Consider the following 19,885-nt stretch of genomic DNA (forward strand, 5'->3'; position numbering starts at 1 on the left):
AGCCCAAATCATTTTATCAACAGAGATGTAGTAAATTCAAGTGAAATAAATTCTAATTTTTGTTAATATATTGCATTTATTAGAATTTTTATAAAAAATCGAGTTTGAAAAAATGTAGAATGTTATGGTATTACTATATTTGTATTAACATTTAAAACAATAGAAAATTACAGTTGTATAGGGGGTAATATTATTATGGAGTGGAAACGTTCCGTATGTTTTTTAGCTATATTTTCTTTTATTTTTTCCTCAAGTACATCCGCACAAGCAAATGTTGTGGAACCAGTTTTAAAAAATGTACGAAGTTATAAAATTTATTATGGTGAAGCAAATGAGCAAGTAATTGAGAGACTTTCAAAGTATGACATGGTTATTATAGAGCCATATGCATTTACGAAAGAACAGGTTCAGCAATTAAAAAAATCAGGAACGGTAGTTCTTGGCTATGTTAGTGTTTTAGAATTAGAATCGTGGCATAAATCGCAAGTAGTTGAATCAGACTATTATTATAGAGATGGTAAGAAAATGAAGATTGAGCAGTGGGATACATATATTATGAATTTAGCTGATGAACACTACCGTGGGATTGTTGTGAATAAGGTGAAACAGCAAGTCATTGGAAAAGGAATAGATGGGGTGTTTTTAGATACAGCTGGTGATATTGATGACTATTTTTATGATCAGCCGTCTACACAAGGGAAATTTCGAGAAGCATATGTAAATTTATTAAAAGAAATTAAAAGTGTTGATTCCAACCTGCTTCTTATACAGAATTGGGGATTTGACACAATCAAAAATACATCCTTGAATTTTATACATGGTGTATTGTGGGAAGACTTCAATAAACAAGTTATTGCGAAAGATGAATGGAGTCAAAATTGGATGCGTTATTTTAAACAACAAAGCAATAAAATTGTAACGTTTACCGTGACCCCAGATAATGTATCTAAAAAATATAGTTCTACAAATGGATTTGTTCCTACAATAAATCCGAATGATATTTATGATAAATAGCAAGTGTTCAAAATGAGAAACTATCAAGATTGACTATCACGCTTTAGGTCAGTAATACGATTATCTTATAAAGATAAATGTATTACTGACCAGCCCCTTTCACATAATAGGGGAGATTTAATGAATTCGAACGAGTTGTTTATGGTATACTGTATTACCTTCTTGGCTTGTATATGGCGGGATACTTCGCCCAAAACAATTTGCAACAATATTGGAGTGGCCAGGATAAGAAATACGGATTTCATACAAATCAATAGAGTCATCTAAATCAGCATAAAAAACTGCTAAGTGGTTGCCTTGTAAAATATATGGGAATGCTACTTCCGTATTTTCACCAAGTAGTACAGGTAATTTTACAGGATTAGAATAGTTAGACCAATCCCAAACCTCTATAGTTACATGGTGTGTGTAATATGCATCTAAATTTACAATGTTTACTACTGCTGAAACAGTTGCAGGCTCTCTTGTTAATACACCTGTGGAGTGAAAAACAAAATGATTTGGATAATGAAGAGGCATAAATATCAAACCTTTCTAAATTAATATGAGTGTACGATATTCTATGCAAATAATTAATAGAATGAGATAGGGAAAATGTATCATTCTACTAATTTTTTATAGAAATTCAAAACGTAGTATTGAAAAGTATTCCAACACTTGTATCATTGTTAGAGTACGTTTATAATCAAGGAATCCTATTTCATGTTTTGATAGGGTTATTTATTATTGAAAGCGTTTTAAATTTGTTATTTTTTAAGGTAGGAAGTCTGACTTATTCAGATTAAAAATTATGTATGTAGTTTTAAATAGGAAGAAAAATAATAAAGTGAAACTTTAATCAGTGGGTAGGGGTTGTTCATCCCCACTGATTATTAGCCTTCACCAATCGGGCTTTACGGGCAGTTGATCTCCCACTTAACTTCTTTGCTCCAGCTGAATTTTGAGGTGGGAGTTTTACTGCTCGTTAATGCGGGATAAAGTATCACTTTATATTGTGGGGAGGTTAAAAGTGTGAAAGGGAAAGATTTTCACACGAATATATATGGGTTACGTAGGATTATTACTTTCAGGTGCAGCTTTATTTTTAAATAGTCTTGTCATATTAGGCAAAGTAGAGATGAAAAGTGCAGGTGTCTTTAATTTATTTGTGGGGGCATTACAAATTATCATTCCGTTCTATTTGATTATGATTTCTGATCAAAGTAATTGGACGGTATATTCATATGCGGCTACTTTTTTATTTGGTTTAACTTATTTATATGTAGGCGTTACTTTTATTAAAGGAATGGATAGTAGTGGACTAGGCTGGTTCTGTATTTGGGTAGCAATTATTGCTTTATTCTATATGATTGTTTCATTTGTTCAATTCCACGATGTTGTTAATGCGTTAACATGGTTTATGTGGGCATTACTTTGGTATTTATTCTTTGTATTAAATGCACAAAAAAAGAATATCAATCAATATCTTGGCAGAATTGCCTTTGTACAATCATGGGTAACATTGACGTTGCCTTCACTCTTTTATTTTATGGGAGTATGGGGCGAGGGATTCATATATGAACTATGGGTTTATGTATCAGTAATTTCTATTTTATATTGCTGCTATTGTATTTTTAAATATCGAGTACGTTAATGTATCGTGTGTAGAAAAAACATGGAATCGTTAAACTGATTCCATGTTTTTTTATTTTAGCGTTTATAATAATAGAGGTAGTATTTTACAATTTTTGAAAACGGGGATGATGAAGGTGAAAAAAGTATTGGTGCTAGGGGGAACAAGATTTTTTGGTAAACATTTAGTAGAAGTACTGTTGCAAGCTGGACATGATGTAACGATTGCGACGAGGGGAGTTACTGAAGATTCCTTTGAAGGTGCAGTAAAAAGACTGATTGTAGATAGAGAAGATGAGAGGCTACTAGAAGAGCGTTTTGAAGGTAAAAGTTATGATATCGTATACGATAATTTATGCTATAGCTCGAATGCAGCGAAGATAATATGTGAAGTGCTAAAAGGAAAAACGAAGAAATACATTATGACATCTTCAATGGCTGTCTATGAGCCTGCGCTAGGCCTGTTAGAAGAAAACTTCAATCCGTACGAGTATACAATTACGTATGGAGGTAGGAATGATTTCAATTATAGTGAAGGTAAGCGATTAGCCGAAGCAGTTTTATTTCAACATGCAACATTTCCAGTTGTCGCAGTGCGTTTTCCAGTTGTTATTGGAGAAAACGATTATACGAAAAGATTACAATTTTACGTTGAACATGTTGTGAAACAAGAGTCTATCGTTGTGGATCATGTAGATGGAGAGTTGTCATTTATACATGAAAAGGAAGCAGGACAGTTTTTAGCTTGGTGCGGGATGGGAAACATAGAAGGGCCAATTAATGCTTGTAGTAACGGGGTGGTTTCTACCAGAGAAGTTATTCGTTTCATAGAAGAGAATACCGGGAGAAAAGCGCTCATTCAAGAAGTAGGAGATAATATAGCTCCTTATAATGGAGTGATTAATTGTACGTTACATAATGGAAAGGCTCGTGAATTAGGATTCCCGTTCCGAGAGTTGAAATTAGAGACGGAAAAAGTTTTACGTTATTACATAAATACAATGAAATAATCATAAATCCCCCGGTGGCAATCCGGGGGATTCTGGAGGATTTCGACAATACTAATTTTACATTACCAAATTTACCTTATACGCACGACTAATGTGTTTGTGATTGAATTGCTTGTAAATACTTTTCATTTACCAGGTCCCAGTTCACCGTATGCCACCAGTTGGTAACAAATTCTGGACGCCGATTTTGATACTTTAAATAATAGGCGTGTTCCCATACATCGATGACGAGTAATGGAATTTTACCTTCTTGCAAAGGTGTATCTTGATTGGGTGTACTCATAACGGAAAGTTCCTCACCGTCAAGAACAAGCCATCCATAGCCACTTCCAAAACGACTAATAGCTGCTTTGGAAAGTTGATCTTTTAAGTTGTCAAAGGTATTGAAATAATAATCAATTACTTTTGCAACGTCTCCATTAGGCTCACCGCCACCTCGCGGGCTCATTAATTCCCAAAAAAGACTATGACAATAATGTCCACCACCGTTATTTCTGACAGCTGTAACAATTTCTTTTGGTAAAGTTTCTAAATTACATAGTAACTCTTCTAAAGATTTATTATGTAATTCCGTATAGTTTTCTAAAGCGGCATTCAAGTTATTTACGTATGTCGCATGGTGCTTTCCATGATGAATAGAAAGCGTGTTGCTATCGATATATGGCTCTAGTTCATCATAGTCATATGAAAGCTTTGGCAATTGAAATGAAGACATAACATTCCCTCCTTTCTTATTAAAAAGTTGGTCTAGGTAAAAATAATTTACCTGAGTCAAAAATACACCTATTTTTTATACAAGTCAATAGTAATCTCTTTAATTTTCTGAAAAATATTACAATAAAAGTAACACTTCGAATTTCATTTGTGACTCTTATTCTTTTTGCTTATACTGTAAAGTAGTAACGTTTTGTTGAAATAGAAGGAGATCGTTTATGAGTAAAACGAAACAATTAATAGAGGAAGCGAGTCATTTTATTACGGTTTGCTATAAAGAGCTTAATAAAGAACAATTCATAGAAGAGAGAATAAAAGAAATTCAAGTTGAGATAGAGAAGACGGGGACGTATGAGCATACATTTGAAGAACTTGTTCATGGATCACGAATGGCATGGCGCAATAGTAATCGATGTATCGGAAGACTATTTTGGAGTAAGATGCACATATTAGATGCACGTGAGGTAAATGATGAGGAAGGTGTATACAATGCATTAATTCATCATATTAAATATGCAACGAACGATGGGAAAGTTAAACCGACAATTACAATTTTTAAGCAATATCAAGGTGAAGAAAATAATATACGAATTTATAATCACCAATTGATTCGGTATGCAGGATATAAAACAGAAATGGGAGTGATTGGTGACTCTCATTCCACTGCGTTTACAGATTTTTGTCAGGAACTTGGCTGGCAAGGAGAAGGTACGAATTTCGATGTATTGCCACTTGTGTTTTCTATAAACGGGAAGGCACCTATATATAAAGAAATTCCGAGAGAAGAAGTAAAAGAAGTGCCAATTGAACACCCAGAATACCCGATTTCGTCACTTGGAGCAAAATGGTATGGGGTTCCAATGATTTCAGATATGTGCTTAGAAATTGGCGGTATTTCTTATACGGCAGCCCCGTTCAATGGATGGTATATGGGAACGGAGATTGGGGCTCGTAACTTAGCGGATCATGATCGCTATAATTTACTTCCGGCTGTTGCGGAGATGATGAAGCTCGATACATCGAGAAACGGTACGTTATGGAAAGACAAGGCGCTAATTGAATTAAACGTGGCTGTTTTACATTCTTTTAAAAAACAAGGAGTTAGTATTGTAGATCACCATACAGCTGCACAACAATTTCAACAATTTGAGAAGCAGGAAGCGGCATGTGGACGGGTTGTAACAGGTAATTGGGTGTGGCTCATTCCACCGTTGTCGCCAGCTACCACTCATATTTATCATAAACCGTATCCAAATGAAATTTTGAAGCCGAATTTCTTTCATAAATAATAGCTAGTATAGTTTTTTTCTGCAAAATATAATTTTTTTTAATTACTGTTACGTAGCAAATGGAAGCCTTTACTATCGGCTATTTTTGGAAAGGGCTTTTTGAACCAAGGAGTTCCTTATGTTATAATCAAATTTCTGTTTCGAAGACCTTATAGAAATATAAGGTCTTTTGTTTTGCTTTTTTATGTAATAGGAATAGAAATTTTCTTTTAAATAAGGGATTTAGCATATTTTTAGGGACAACATAAGTGTGTAGGAAATTGATGAATTATTATACTTATATAATCATTGTGTTTTGGGTGTAAACAAGAAAACATAATAAAGTTGTTTTTTTAGATTGCTGAGGAAGGAGGAAGTGTAAATGAGGATGAAGAGTCGAAAAACGGATTGGCCTGTATTTCTTATTAGTGGTGGCTCACTTTTATTATTTGTAATTGCAGTTATTTTAAATAAAAGTTACGTAGAGGGAGCCATTAATAGCAGTTTTGCAGCTTCAATTAAATATTTTGGTGCCTTTTGGCAGGTTTTATTAATTGGTACATTTATTGTTGCAATGTGTATGGCGTTTTCAAAATATGGGAGAGTTAAACTTGGGGGGCTAGAAAAACCTGAGATTAGTACGACAAAATGGCTCGCTATTATTATGTCTACATTACTTGCTGGAGGTGGCGTTTTTTGGGCAGCCGCAGAGCCGATGTACCATTTGATGACGGTGCCACCAATAAATGAAGGTATAACTGCTGGAACGAAAGAAGCGGTAATGCCGGCTTTAGCACAAAGTTATATGCACTGGGGTTTCCTGGCTTGGACGATTTTAGGTACAATTAGTGCGGTAGTTATGATGTACGGGCATTATCATAAAGATATGCCTTTAAAACCTCGAACGCTTTTATATCCTATTTTTGGAGAGAAATTGCGAAAGAGTTGGCTTGGAACAATGATCGATGTATTTGCCATTATTGCGGTAGCTGCAGGGACGATTGGTCCAATCGGATTTTTAGGCTTGCAAGCAAGTTATGGGTTACAAGCATTGTTTAACATTCCTGATGTGTTTACTACTCAATTAGCCATTATTGTTTGTGTAGTAGCTGTTTCTACTATATCTGCGGTAACAGGAATTGATAAAGGGATTCAAATTATAAGTAATTTAAATGTTAGGTTAGCAGTTCTATTAATGGTATTTGTATTACTATTTGGACCAGGTGGATTTATTATCGATTCATTTGTTTCTTCGTTTGGATTTTATATAAATGAATTTATTCCAATGAGCACATATCGTGGTGATACAGCTTGGTTAGGATCGTGGACAATCTTTTTCTGGGGATGGTTTATTGGATATGGACCGATGATGGCAATTTTAGTGAGCCGAATTTCAAGAGGAAGAACAATCCGAGAAATCATCGTTGCAATTGGAATTATTGCACCTATTATTACAACGTTTTGGTTTACTATACTAGGGGGATCAGGTGTGTTTTATGAGTTAATGAATCCTGGTTCTATCTCGACCGCATTAAGTGAATCTGGTATGCCAGCGGCTATGATTGCAATCACAGAGCAACTGCCACTATCTAATATTATTGGACCTGCATTTCTTTTATTAACAATTTTATTTGTAGTGACAACAGGAGATTCAATGGCTTATTCGATTTCAATGGCAGTGACTGGAGATGGAGATCCTAGAATTAGTTTGCGAGTTTTTTGGTCGCTTATTATGGGCGCAGTTGCGGCGATTCTTTTATATATGGGTGAGGGGAGTATTAACGCCTTACAATCCTTCATTGTAGTGACGGCTGTTCCAGTATCTATTCTGTTATTCCCAATGCTATGGCTAGCGCCTAAAGTCGCAGGGGAATTAGCGTTAAAACAAGGTATTGTAAAAGAAGAAGATAAAACTAGCTTCTTGTTCCAAAAAGCTAGTAAATCAAAATAAATAATTGTATTTATATAAGAAGAGGAAGCATTTCATTTGAGATGCTTCCTCTTTGCTATTTATCCAAATACTTTTCCTGAGGGGACAGTATTTGGATAAACATTTCGTATAGTTTCAATCTATTCTAATACTTTATCTTTCGTCTCTGGGACACATAATAGCATTGTAACTAAACCGATTGGATAGATAATGAAGATGAGAGATAATGCTCCCATTAAATTACCACCTGCAGCAAGTAAGCCGATAATAACAGGTCCAAATCCAGCTAACCCACGTCCTGTACCGAAAATAAAGTTCTCTGCTGTCGAGCGAGCTTCAGCAGGATAGTTTTCAGCTAAAATTGCTCCGAATCCCCCCATCATGCCATTGGCAAAGAATCCAAGCAATGCACTTCCCCATAACAATGATGTTGAGTCTGTGAATAAGAAGAAGTAAATGAGACAGTATATAGTACCACCGACATAATAGATTGTAAAAGTTTTACGTCGACCAATTTTATCGGCTAGAATACCAAAAGTCGCAATTCCAATTAGCATGCCGATCGTAGAGATGAACATCCAGCCGCTCGCTTTTGCTAATGTGTAGTTATATTTATTCGCTAAAATAGTTGGCATCCATGTGAAAATTCCATAATATCCGAAGTTCTGGATGAATGACATAATAATAAGACCAATTGTTGTTATCGTTACTTTTTTATTGGCAAATAACTTTCGAAGTGGGAACTTTTTCATTTGCTTTAGTTGTTCTGCCTCAGTAGTTGTTAAATTACCTTTAGCTTCTTTTTGTAACAATTCTTTTTTGTATCGTTGTTTTTGTTCCCATATTTTCGGTTCACTTAAACTTTTGCGGACGTAAACAGCTAGTAGAGCGGGAATGAGTCCAAATAAGAAAACAGCTCTCCATCCGAAATGCGGGACGATAAATGCCGGAAGGAGTGAAGCGACTAGTACGCCAAATTGCCATCCAAGTGCAACAACGGATGTCGCCTTAGCGCGCATTTCTTTAGACCATGTTTCAGTTACGATGGCCATCCCAATCCCAAATTCACCACCAACTCCCATTCCAACTAAAAAGCGAAGAATTAATAATTGCCAATAATCTGTTGCGAAATAAATAAGTGCTGTTGCTAGTGAGAATAGTAAGATTGTGAAGGCCATCGTACGGATACGCCCAAATAAATCAGCAATAAATCCAAATAAATAAGACCCGATTAGCATTCCTATTGTGGTAGCTAATGTTAAGTTTCCACCTTCAACAGGGCTTAAATGAAATTCTTTTAAAATGTAGACGAGTACGAAAGATAAGAGCAACATGTCTAAACCTTCTGCTGCATATCCTAGCGCAGAACCAAACAATGTTTTATATCTTTTCTCTTTCGTCTCCTCTGTTGTTGATTGTACATCAGTAGTGACGTTCATCATTACTCCTCCTTATTTTCTTCTACAGTCGCTATGGAAGAATAACAAAAGGCCTTCTCACCTGATATGATGAGAAGGCCAAAAAAGCATACGTATCCCTAAAAAAGACCATACGTATAGTATATTCCGACTTCCTTCTCAACCTCACGGGGTTGGGTTAAAGGACTGTATTATATTACTTTATTTTTAGCACTCTTCTGTTAGATTGTCAAATAAAGAGGGGGTAGTTATGTGTAAAATATTTCAAAAAACATTTCATTCTCCTTGACGCACGCTTCATTATTTTCCCATAATAAAACTAACTAATATAAAAAGGAATGAATCACAGATGCTAAATTTAGTACTTATGATGATTGAACGCGTCGGACTTATTGTTATTTTAGGATTTTTACTCTCTCATATTAAAACGTTCCGGCGTCTTCTTCATAAGCAGGACGGATATGTAGATAAGTTTAAGCTTATTTGTATTTTTTCAGTGTTTACAATTGTAAGCAATTACACAGGGATTGAAATAGCAGGAAATACTATTATGAATGAAAATTGGTTACAAGGTGTTTCATCATCCAGCACAATTGCGAATACACGAATCATGGGTGTTGGAATTAGTGGATTGCTTGGCGGTCCTATCGTCGGAATTGGAGTAGGTTCTATTGCGGGTATTCATCGTTATATGCTTGGCGGGACGACGGCAGTAAGTTGTGCAATTTCATCAATTTTGGCTGGGATTATAACAGGTTATATTGGATACATTTTCAAAAAATATAACCGTACTATTACTCCTAAATTTTCTGCGATTTTAAGTGTTTTTATCGTTACTTTAGAAATGCTTATGATTCTATTAATTATAGAAGATGGACTTAGTGTTGTGAAAACAATTGCGCTACCGATGATTCTTGTAAATAGTTTTGGCAGTTTCATTTTACTTTCGATGATACTAGCTATTTTACGACAAGAAGAAAACGCAAAAGCTTTGCAAACGCATAAAGTATTACGAATTGCTGATAAGACGTTACCATATTTCCGCCAAGGGTTAACAGAAGAGTCTTGTAAACATGTGGCACAAATTATTCACCGCTTTACGGGAACAGATGCGGTATCCTTAACAGATACAGAGGAAATCTTAGCTCACGTTGGATTAGCATCAGATCATCATATTCCTTCACACAGTTTAATAACAGGTTTATCAAAAGAAGTATTAAAAACAGGGAAAATAATGAAGGCAAAATCACGTGAGATTATTAATTGTCAACATGAAGGGTGTCCATTACAAGCGGCAGTTGTTATTCCATTAACTTCACATGGAAATACGATAGGAACATTAAAACTTTATTTTAAAAACCCTAATCAATTAAGTCGTGTTGAAGAAGAGTTAGCGGAAGGGCTAGCGAAAATATTCTCCACACAGCTTGAGTTAGGTGAAGCTGAGTTACAAAGTAAGTTATTGCAAGATGCCGAAATAAAAGCGTTGCAAGCACAAATCAATCCGCATTTTTTATTTAATGCAATTAATACCGTATCGGCTTTATGCCGAACAGATGTAGAAAAAGCGAGGAAATTATTATTGCAGCTTAGCGTTTATTTTCGTTGTAATTTGCAAGGGGCACGACAATTACTTATTCCATTAGAACAAGAGTTGAATCATGTACATGCATATTTATCGTTAGAGCAAGCGAGGTTTCCGAATAAGTATGAAGTGAAGATGTACATTGAAGAGGCACTAAAGGTGACTTTAGTTCCACCATTTGTGCTTCAGCTATTAGTTGAAAATGCATTGCGCCATGCTTTTCCGAAAAAGCAGCCAGTGTGCCAAGTCGAGGTACATGTGTTTGAAAAAGAAGGGATGGTTCACTTTGAAGTAAAGGATAATGGACAAGGGATTGAGAGTGAACGTCTAGAGCAATTAGGAAAAATGGTAGTTCCATCAAAGAAAGGGACGGGAACAGCCTTATATAATATTAATGAACGACTTATCGGGTTATTTGGGAAAGAGACAATGCTTCAAATTGAAAGTGAATTAGAGCAAGGGACAAAGATCCTCTTTGTGATTCCGAAAAAAGTAGAGGAGGAAAAACGGAGTGTTAAAAGTATTAGTAGTTGATGATGAAATGTTAGCACGGGATGAATTGAAATATTTATTAGAGAAAACAAAAGAAGTAGAGATAATTGGTGAGGCGGATTGTGTAGAGGATGCATTAGAAGAATTAATGAAAAACAAACCGGATATTGTTTTTCTAGATATTCAATTATCTGATGATAATGGATTTGAAATCGCAAATATATTAAAGAAAATGAAAAACCCACCTTCAATTGTGTTTGCTACTGCCTATGATCAATATGCATTGCAAGCATTTGAAGTAGATGCGTTAGATTACATTTTAAAGCCATTTGATGAAGAACGTATCGTACAGACATTAAAGAAATATAAAAAACAAAAGCAAACAAAGTTAGAAACAAAGCAAGATGTAAAGAGTGTAGATGTAACGGCCGAGATGCATAAATTAGCATTACCAATTGAGGAATCAATTGTACTTGTTAACATTGAAGATATTATTTATGTAGGGCTTGTAGATGGGAAAGTAACTGTAAAAACAATGAAAGAAACATATGTAACACATGATACGCTTGTCATTTTGGAAAAGAAATTACCACAAACAATTTTTATGCGTGTTCATCGTAGTTTCGTTGCTAATATTAATCATATTTCTGAGATACAGCCGTGGTTTAATTCGACTTATAACTTAATTATGAAAGAGGGATCCAAAGTCCCGGTTAGCCGTACATATGCAAAAGAACTTAAAAAGCTGCTTCGTATTTAAGAAGCAGCTTTTTGTATTTCGTCTTCCTATTTTTGTAACTAATTTTGTATATTTGACGTTCTGTTGTGTAAACGCTTACAGTTTTATTTTTATCTTATACAATAAAGGTACCAAATCGAAAGAGGTGGCCAAAATGAGTACGAAAAAAGTATATAGTTTCTTATCACAAGCATTCATATTTTCAGCTATTATGTTAGTTTCTAATATTATTGCAACACATTTACCAATTCCGATGCCTTCATCGGTGATCGGATTAGTTATTTTATTTAGCCTATTATGTTTAAAAGTTATTAAATTGGAACAAGTTGAATCATTCGGAACGGCCTTAACAGGTATTATCGGATTCCTTTTCGTTCCATCAGGTATTTCGGTTATTAATTCTCTCGGTGTAATGGGACAATATTTTGTACAAATTTTAACTGTAATTGTTGTCGCAACAATTATTTTACTCGCTGTAACAGGATTATTTGCACAATTTATTTTAGGAAAAGACGATAAAGAAATAGAAGATACGAAAGAATTGAAAGTAGTAAATAAAGGACGTAAGCACGGAAAAGTTGCGTAACCAATTTAGTATATATTGTTAGGAGGGAATGAACATGGCAAGCACAATGACTCCATATTTTGGAATCGTCGTTTCGTTAATTGCATACGGAATCGGAACGTTTTTATTCAAACACTCAAAAGGATTCTTCTTATTTACACCACTATTCGTAGCAATGGTATTAGGGATTGTATTTTTAAAGGTAGGTAACTTTACCTTTGAGGAATATAATACGGGCGGGAAGATGATTAGTTTCTTCTTAGAGCCAGCAACAATCGCCTTTGCAATTCCATTATATAAACAAGTTGATAAGTTAAAAAAATATTGGTGGCAAATTTTATCGGCTATCGTGGTTGGATCTATTTGTTCAGTGGTTGTGGTGTTCATTGTCGCAAAAGCAATTGGTTTAAACACAGCTGTAATGAACTCAATGCTACCACAGGCAGCGACAACAGCAATTGCATTACCAATATCTGAAAGTATCGGTGGTATTCCAGCAATTACATCATTTGCAGTTATTTTTAATGCTGTTATCGTATACGCATTAGGTGCGTTATTCTTAAAAACATTTAGAGTGAAACACCCGATTGCTAAAGGTTTAGCGCTTGGAACAGCAGGACATGCGTTAGGGGTTGCAGTAGGTATCGAAATGGGTGAAGTAGAAGCAGCTATGGCCAGTATCGCTGTGACAGTGGTTGGTGTCGTAACAGTGGTGGTTATTCCAATGTTCATGCCGTTTATTGGATGATAAAACTTACTAAAAAAAATATAAAAGCAAGTTATTTGTAGGACGGATTTCTACTGATAGCTTGCTTTTTATGTTACAGTAGTGGTAAGACCTATTGAAGGATAAAAGTTTCCTTAAATCTTCATTAATACTACGTATAATGCGTTCTGAAATAGGTCATTGTATTGTAAAATAAGAAGTAACATAATATATAGCACAATTAACGGGTGGTTAGGGTTGAATATAAATTGCTCGCAATGGCTTTAATATTAAAGGATAATTATAAGTAGAAAATAGAGAGAGATCTACTTGTTAACGTTTTACTTTATAGGACAGGAGAGAGTACTCGTCGATTATGCAAATAAAAAACCTGTTTCAAAGCAAAGGATTTCAGAGGTTAATCGTATTAGTATTACTTGCTCTCATATTGTATGGGATGCAAAGTATGTTAAATTTAATTTTAATTACGTTTATGTTGACGTATTTAATGGATCGATTCCAAAAGTTTATTTCTCGTAAATTAGATCATTTCATGCCAATTAATCGAAAAATTATTATAGCGCTTTTATATGTAATGTTAGTGGCAGGAATTGCCATTACGCTATTTAAATATTTACCGGTATTAACAATACAAATTTCACAATTGATTTATCAATTTAATGTATTTTTAAGAAATCCACCTGATAGTGAATTAATTAAGTATGCAGTTAATGCTGTTAATCATATGGAGCTTTCTAAATATGTGGGGCAAGGCGTAGACATTTTGTATAAATCTATTACGAATGTTGGGAAATTTGGCCTTCAAGTTTTACTTTCTGTAATTTTAAGCTTATTTTTCTTACTTGAAAAAGCACGTATCGTTGCTTTTACTTCGAAATTTAAAGAAAGCCGACTTGCAATTTTCTATAACGAAATAGAGTATTTCGGAAAGAAATTTGCACGTTCATTTGGAAAAGTAATCGAAGCACAATTTTTAATTGCAATTGTTAACTGTGTTTTATCTGTTATTGCATTATGGATATTAGGATTCCCGCAATTACTAGGTTTAGCGTTAATGATTTTCTTGCTTGGTTTAATTCCAGTGGCGGGTGTTATTATCTCGTTATTCCCACTCTGTATGATTGCTTACAATATTGGCGGTATTATGTATGTCGTTTATATTGTAGTTATCGTAACAGTAATTCATGCACTTGAGAGCTATGTATTAAATCCGAAGTTTATGTCTCAAAAAACAAACTTACCAATCTTCTACACATTTATGGTATTAATTTTCTCTGAGCATTTCTTAGGTGTGTGGGGACTTATTATCGGTATTCCAATCTTCATTTTCTTATTAGATGTCTTAGATGTGACAAGTGATGAAATGGAGAAGGACGTTGAAAAAAATAAAGTGAAGTAAAGAAAAAGCATCGATGTTCGATGCTTTTTCTTTTATAACATGACGTTCCTTATGCCATACTGTAAGGAGAAGATAGAATAGGGGTGAAATAATGGCTGTAAATGAAAAGATAGAGTTAGCTACGTTTGCCGGAGGGTGTTTCTGGTGTATGGTTTCGCCATTTGAAGAGATGGAAGGGATTATACAGGTTGTTTCAGGCTATACAGGTGGCCATAAAGAGGATCCAACGTATAAAGAAGTGTGCTCGGAAACAACTGGGCATTATGAAGCAGTACAAATTACATTTGATGCAAATAAAATGCCGTATGAAGAGTTGTTAAATATATATTGGAGACAAATTGACCCGACTGATATAGGGGGACAATTCCACGACCGCGGGCAGTCTTATGAAACGGTGATTTTTTATCATAATGAAGAACAACATAAAAAGGCAGAGGCTTCAAAAGAAGAGCTCGAGAAAAGTGGGCATTTTTCGAAGCCAATTGCGACAAAAATATTGCCAGCTGCTACGTTTTATCCAGCTGAAGAATATCACCAAGGATATTATAAGAAGAATACATTTCGCTATGAGTTATATCGTAAAGGCTCAGGTCGAGATGCTTTTATTAAACAACATTGGCCAAAGAATAATGCTCATTTAAAAGAAAGATTAAACGAGATGCAGTTTTATGTAACACAGGAAAATGGGACAGAACCGCCTTTTCAAAATGAGTATTGGAATCATAAAGAAGAAGGGCTTTATGTAGATATTGTTTCGGGGGAACCATTATTTACTTCTTTCGATAAGTTCGATAGCGGCTGTGGATGGCCGAGTTTTACGAAACCAGTTATGTCAGCTAGTGTGAAAGAAAAAATGGATGTTAGCCATAATATGACGCGTACGGAAGTGAGAAGTAAAGAAGGAGATTCACATCTTGGGCATGTATTTTCAGACGGCCCGGGACAAAACGGCCTTCGTTATTGTATTAATTCGGCAGCGCTACGCTTTATTCAAAAAGAAGATTTAGAAAAAGAAGGATATGGTGATTTCCTAATCTTGTTTGGGAATAAAAAATAACCTCGCAGTCAGCGAGGTTATTTTTTTATTTTACTTTTTTCTTTTTAAATTTGCTTAATGCTTCATAAACGATTGGAACAATAAGAAGTGTTAATAATGTTGAACTTGTTAATCCACCAATTACTGTTACGCCAAGTCCTTTAGAAATTAAGCCGCTACCTTCAAATCCTAATGCAAGCGGGATAAGAGCCCCGATTGTTGCAATTGCAGTCATTAAGATAGGACGCAGGCGTGTTGTACCAGCTTCTAATAATGCTTCACGTGTTGATAGGCCGTCATTTTCTTTATGAATAACACGGTCAATGAGCACGATTGCGTTCGTTACAACGATACCAATTAGCATAAGAGCCCCAATCATCGCAGATACGCTTAACGTTTCGCCAGAAATTAATAAGGCAACGAGTGCACCAATGATTGTGAATGGTAGCGAGAATAAAATTGCGAATGGTGCAAGGGCACCGCCAAATGTAACAACAAGAACGAAGTATACAATGGCAATCGCAGCTAACATCGCTAAGCCAAGTTGCTTGAATGATTCTTGAATATCTTGTGTAACACCACCCATAGAAACATCTATACCAGAAGGAAGATCCATTTTATCTACTTCTTTTTGAACAGCGGCAGATGCTTTTGAAACGTCATCAGATGTTAGTTTTGCACTAACTTCTGCATAAACACGGCCATCACGATGTGTTACTGTGTTAGAAGTTTCACCTTCTTTTACAGTCATAACATCTTTAACAGCAACTTCATTACCAAGTGGTGTTGTAATTTTACGATTTGTTAAGTCATCGATCGTTTCATAGTTTTGTTTTTCAGTTTCTACATATACATTTATATCTTTATCATCTTTTTTAATTGTTGTAAGAACAGGGCGGTCATGTTGATTAGAAAGTCCCATTCCAATTTGAGCAGCAGTTAGCCCCATTTTACTTAACTTTTCTTGATCAGCGACTAAAGTATATTCTGCATATGTTTTTGCAACACTAGAGTCTATGTCTTTTAAATCTTTATTTTTCTTCATGATATTTTGAATGTCTTTCACGACAGGCTTAATTTCTTCAGAGCTATCTCCATAAACGTATAGCTTAATTTCGTTACTACCGCCACCTGCTCCGAAATCTTGGTTTTTCCATTCACCTTTTCCAGACATCTTTTGTAAATCTTTAACGACTTGTTCTTTCTCTTTTTCAAAGTTTTTCGTATCGTTATCATATTGAACGAAGAACATCGCTTGATTTGTTTGACCAGGGCTCATTGGGTTTTCGCCGCCTAATGAGAATTGAATCGTTTTGACGTCTTTTTTATCTTGGAAATGCTTTTCAGCTTTCGTTGCAATTTTTTCAACGTCGTCTAACGTTTGACCTGGCTCAGGTTTGTACGTTGCGATAATCATTTTTTCTTCTTCAGATGGTAAGAAGCTGACACCGATGATTGGTACAAGTGCAAGGCTGCCTACTAATAGGAGGACTGTGATACTTGATGTAATAATTTTATGGTTTAACGCCCATTCAAGTATACGTTTATAGCCGTTTGCTAATTTGCTTGGTTTTTCCTCATGATGTACTTCTTTTTCTCTCATGCTTTCCTTCTTAAATAAGGAATGTGCTAGCATCGGCACAATTGTAACTGCCACAAGTAAGGAAGCAAGTAGGGCAAAAACAATTGTTAAAGCAAATGGTAAGAACATTTCACCAATCATACCCTTTACAAGCCCAAGAGGTAAGAATACAGCGATTGTCACAATTGTAGAAGACATAATCGGGATAAACATTTCTTTCGTAGCTTCACGAATTAAATCTTTCCCACGTAATTTCTCTTCTGATAAAGACATACGTCGGTAAATATTTTCAATAACAACAATTGAGTCATCAACAACGCGTCCAATAGCAACTGTCATTGCTCCAAGTGTCATAATGTTAAGGGTAATATCCATTTGTTTTATTACTAAAACTGCAATTAATAAAGAAAGTGGTATAGAAACGACAGAGATTAGTGTTGTTCGAATGTTTCGCAGGAACAACATAATAATAACAATCGCAAAGATAGCACCGAAAATAGCTTTGCTAAGCATTGTTTCGACTGATTTTTCAATAGGCGCACCTTGATCGAATGTTGAAATAATCTCTAAGTCTTTATATTTTTTCTCAAGGTCTTTTACTTTATCTTTAACTGCATTTACAACATCAACTGTATTCGCATCAGCAGCCTTCACAATTTGAATACCGATTGCTTCTTTTCCATTCGTTCGAGAAATGGATTCCGCTTTTCCAACTTCTTTAATATCAGCAATCTCTTCTAATGTAACCGTTGGTATGCCATTCATAGCGGCCGGATTCATCTGTGGTGCTTGTGTTCCAGCACCAGCGTTTTGACTACCTTGACCATTCGGTGATGAAGGGATAGCTGGAATTTTTAATTCTTTTAATGCTTTAATTGTTGTAATGTTACCATCGACAACAACTGATTTTTCCGTATCTTTAAATGTATATAAGCCAAGTGGTAACGATACGTCCGAACCTTTAATCATATTTTTTACAGTATCTTCACTTAAACCTAATTCTTTCATCTTATCTTTTTTGAAGACAAGCTGTACTTCATCTACTTGTTGACCTGCGATTTGAACAGATGCGACACCATCAAGTCCTTTTAATCCAGGAACAACATTTTTTTCTACATTTTCTGTTAAGGCAGCTAAAGATTCATTTTTACTCGCTACGCTTAATGAAATAACAGGAAAGGCATTAAAGTTTACTCGTGAGACTTTCGGGTCTTTCACACCTTCTGGCAGTTTCACGTTTGCGAGCGATTCTTTAATTTCCGTTTCGGCTTTTTCCATATTTTTATCAAAATCATATTCTACCTGAATAGAAGATGCGTTTTGATAAGATGATGAACTAACAACGTTTACACCGCTTAAATTTTGGAGTTGCTCTTCCATTGGTTTTGAAATTTTATCGGCTACTTCTTCTGGTGTAGCACCAGGATAAACCGTGGTTACTGTTACAATCGGTGTTGTAATATCAGGAATTGTCTCCAGCTTCATATTGAGTCCAGAATAAATACCCGCAATAGTAACAATAATGGTTAGTAGCCAAACTGCGAACTTATTTTTTAACGTGAAATTGATGATTTTGTTCATGTTTGCGCTCCCTTTTTATTATATTGACCAATCGGTCAGTCTAATACATAATATAACTGACCGATTGGTCAGTCGTCAATGAAAAGAGATGGTATAATAAAATCAAACTGTAAGTAGTCGGTTTCCTATTCTTTTTCTGATCATTGGCTTTTACTAACCGAATTTTATAGATGGAAAGGCTTCTATATAAACCATTTACTCCATTAAATTTTATATGGGGAGTTTTATTTTCAGTTAATGTGGAATAAAATCAAGTTTGAATTTACATAAGATGCGAGATTAAATTTAGGAGAGAGAATATGAAAGAAAAAGAGCGCTTAATTATAGAGATGGCTATGAGGTTATTTGCAACTAAGGGTGTAAATGCAACGTCAGTACAAGAAATCGTAACCGCATGTGGTATATCAAAAGGAGCTTTTTATTTATATTTCAAATCAAAAGACGAGTTATTATTGGCCACACTTCGATATTATTATGACAAGATTCAGAAGAAAATGCTGGATATTGAAAAAGAATCTTTATTACCACGTGAAAAATTTGAAAAACAATTATATTGTCAGTTTACTGATGTGCAAAAACATAAAGAATTTATTATTATGCATGCAAGAGAAAATGCAATTCCGTTTAATAAAGAAGTAGAAGAGTTTATGATGAGGATGAAATTAGAGTCTCATGCATTTTATCGGAATAGCTTACTGTCCATTTATGGTGAAAAGGTTATTCCATACTTGTTAGATCTAGTAATTATGGTGGAAGGGATATGCCGTGGGTATTTAGAATTAATTATTTTAAATGCACCAGAAATTGATTTGTCCTATGTCTCAGCTTTTATTTTAAAAAGGATAGACAATTTAGTAGAGGGGCTTCTAGAATCTTCGGAGGAACCTGTCCTACATGAAGAGAGACTAGGAGAATTTCTTTGTAGTTCCGAGCTTATTAAGGAACAGGTGAAGGAACATTTTCTAAGTGAAATTATTGTATTTAAACGAACATTAGCTGATCAATTAGAAAATGATGAGGTTTTAGTCACTTTAGATGTTTTAGAATCCGAAATGAGAGTTCAAAATCCAAGGATTCCAGTTATTCGAGGGATGTTAGCGAATTTGGAAACGTATAATGATTTGAATGATTTTAGATTGAGGTTAGCCCGATATTACTATATAAATTGAGACTATAATCAGTGGGATTGAAATCCCACTGATTATAGTTGAAAA

Annotated in this window: 16 protein-coding genes and 1 pseudogene; 13 read left to right on the forward strand and 4 right to left on the reverse strand. The window is 34.9% G+C overall.

Features of this window, described 5'->3' with window-relative positions; translation table 11 throughout:
• Positions 1 to 195: 195 nt before the first annotated feature.
• On the forward strand, positions 196 to 1,014 hold the full coding sequence (locus ABH955_RS17665) for a glycoside hydrolase family 191 protein (RefSeq protein WP_016096433.1): 819 nt from the start codon (positions 196 to 198) through the stop codon (positions 1,012 to 1,014).
• Positions 1,015 to 1,131: 117 nt separating this feature from the next.
• Here the strand turns inward: ABH955_RS17665 and ABH955_RS17670 are convergent, their stop codons facing one another.
• Positions 1,132 to 1,533 carry a hypothetical protein gene (locus ABH955_RS17670; protein WP_002143948.1) on the reverse strand — a complete coding sequence of 134 codons (402 nt, stop codon included), beginning with the start codon at positions 1,531 to 1,533 and terminating at the stop codon, positions 1,132 to 1,134.
• Positions 1,534 to 2,056: 523 nt separating this feature from the next.
• Between ABH955_RS17670 and ABH955_RS17675 the strand changes: the two genes are divergently transcribed.
• Both ABH955_RS17675 and ABH955_RS17680 read left to right on the forward strand, forming a co-directional pair.
• Positions 2,057 to 2,647, forward strand: a complete 591-nt coding sequence (locus ABH955_RS17675) for an AmiS/UreI family transporter (protein ID WP_002068662.1) — start codon at positions 2,057 to 2,059, stop codon at positions 2,645 to 2,647.
• A gap of 43 nt (positions 2,648 to 2,690) precedes the next feature.
• The gene (locus ABH955_RS17680) at positions 2,691 to 3,635 is read left to right on the forward strand and encodes an NAD-dependent epimerase/dehydratase family protein (protein ID WP_404491402.1); all 945 of its coding nucleotides are present in this window, start codon (positions 2,691 to 2,693) and stop codon (positions 3,633 to 3,635) included.
• 88 nt (positions 3,636 to 3,723) lie between these two features.
• Here the strand turns inward: ABH955_RS17680 and sodA are convergent, their stop codons facing one another.
• Entirely contained in the window at positions 3,724 to 4,350 is a 627-nt protein-coding gene (sodA, locus tag ABH955_RS17685) for a superoxide dismutase [Mn] (RefSeq protein WP_199627391.1), read from the reverse strand.
• Between the two features lie 217 nt (positions 4,351 to 4,567).
• Here sodA and ABH955_RS17690 point away from each other — a divergent pair, with 217 nt between their 5' ends.
• Both ABH955_RS17690 and ABH955_RS17695 read left to right on the forward strand, forming a co-directional pair.
• A complete protein-coding gene (locus ABH955_RS17690) occupies positions 4,568 to 5,638 on the forward strand; it encodes a nitric oxide synthase oxygenase (RefSeq protein ID WP_002089906.1) in 1,071 nt (356 codons plus the stop codon).
• Between the two features lie 361 nt (positions 5,639 to 5,999).
• The gene (locus tag ABH955_RS17695; RefSeq protein WP_404454883.1) at positions 6,000 to 7,568 is read left to right on the forward strand and encodes a BCCT family transporter; all 1,569 of its coding nucleotides are present in this window, start codon (positions 6,000 to 6,002) and stop codon (positions 7,566 to 7,568) included.
• 119 nt (positions 7,569 to 7,687) lie between these two features.
• Here the strand turns inward: ABH955_RS17695 and ABH955_RS17700 are convergent, their stop codons facing one another.
• Entirely contained in the window at positions 7,688 to 8,986 is a 1,299-nt protein-coding gene (locus ABH955_RS17700) for an MFS transporter (RefSeq protein WP_016127605.1), read from the reverse strand.
• 328 nt (positions 8,987 to 9,314) lie between these two features.
• Here ABH955_RS17700 and lytS point away from each other — a divergent pair, with 328 nt between their 5' ends.
• The 7 genes and pseudogenes from lytS to msrB all read left to right on the forward strand — a co-directional run bounded on the left by lytS (position 9,315) and on the right by msrB (position 15,529).
• A complete protein-coding gene (gene lytS, locus ABH955_RS17705) occupies positions 9,315 to 11,084 on the forward strand; it encodes a two-component system sensor histidine kinase LytS (protein ID WP_002089899.1) in 1,770 nt (589 codons plus the stop codon).
• The gene (locus tag ABH955_RS17710) at positions 11,062 to 11,802 is read left to right on the forward strand and encodes a LytR/AlgR family response regulator transcription factor (RefSeq protein ID WP_088293189.1); all 741 of its coding nucleotides are present in this window, start codon (positions 11,062 to 11,064) and stop codon (positions 11,800 to 11,802) included. Before lytS ends, ABH955_RS17710 begins: the two co-directional genes overlap by 23 nt.
• Before the next feature lie 133 nt (positions 11,803 to 11,935).
• Positions 11,936 to 12,367: an antiholin-like murein hydrolase modulator LrgA gene (gene lrgA / locus ABH955_RS17715; RefSeq protein ID WP_002068680.1), complete on the forward strand. Its 432-nt coding sequence runs from the start codon at positions 11,936 to 11,938 to the stop codon at positions 12,365 to 12,367.
• Positions 12,368 to 12,401: 34 nt separating this feature from the next.
• A complete protein-coding gene (gene lrgB, locus ABH955_RS17720) occupies positions 12,402 to 13,094 on the forward strand; it encodes an antiholin-like protein LrgB (RefSeq protein ID WP_002184461.1) in 693 nt (230 codons plus the stop codon).
• 334 nt (positions 13,095 to 13,428) lie between these two features.
• Positions 13,429 to 14,472 (forward strand): AI-2E family transporter, encoded by a 1,044-nt coding sequence (locus ABH955_RS17725; protein WP_002089894.1) that lies wholly within the window; start codon positions 13,429 to 13,431, stop codon positions 14,470 to 14,472.
• A 91-nt stretch (positions 14,473 to 14,563) separates the two neighbouring features.
• Positions 14,564 to 15,031, forward strand: a pseudogene (msrA, locus tag ABH955_RS17730) (peptide-methionine (S)-S-oxide reductase MsrA); the annotation flags it as partial.
• Positions 15,032 to 15,076: 45 nt separating this feature from the next.
• Complete coding sequence (msrB, locus tag ABH955_RS17735; RefSeq protein ID WP_404442637.1) at positions 15,077 to 15,529, forward strand: peptide-methionine (R)-S-oxide reductase MsrB; 453 nt, start codon at positions 15,077 to 15,079, stop codon at positions 15,527 to 15,529.
• 25 nt (positions 15,530 to 15,554) lie between these two features.
• Here msrB and ABH955_RS17740 read toward each other — a convergent pair whose 3' ends face one another.
• Positions 15,555 to 18,671 carry an efflux RND transporter permease subunit gene (locus tag ABH955_RS17740; protein ID WP_002034974.1) on the reverse strand — a complete coding sequence of 1,039 codons (3,117 nt, stop codon included), beginning with the start codon at positions 18,669 to 18,671 and terminating at the stop codon, positions 15,555 to 15,557.
• A 299-nt stretch (positions 18,672 to 18,970) separates the two neighbouring features.
• Between ABH955_RS17740 and ABH955_RS17745 the strand changes: the two genes are divergently transcribed.
• Entirely contained in the window at positions 18,971 to 19,840 is an 870-nt protein-coding gene (locus tag ABH955_RS17745; RefSeq protein ID WP_404491404.1) for a TetR/AcrR family transcriptional regulator, read from the forward strand.
• The last annotated feature ends 45 nt before the right edge of the window (positions 19,841 to 19,885 follow it).

Origin of the sequence: Bacillus sp. RC240 (assembly GCF_044907945.1) — a bacterium.
Classification (GTDB): Bacteria; Bacillota; Bacilli; order Bacillales; family Bacillaceae_G; genus Bacillus_A; species Bacillus_A mycoides.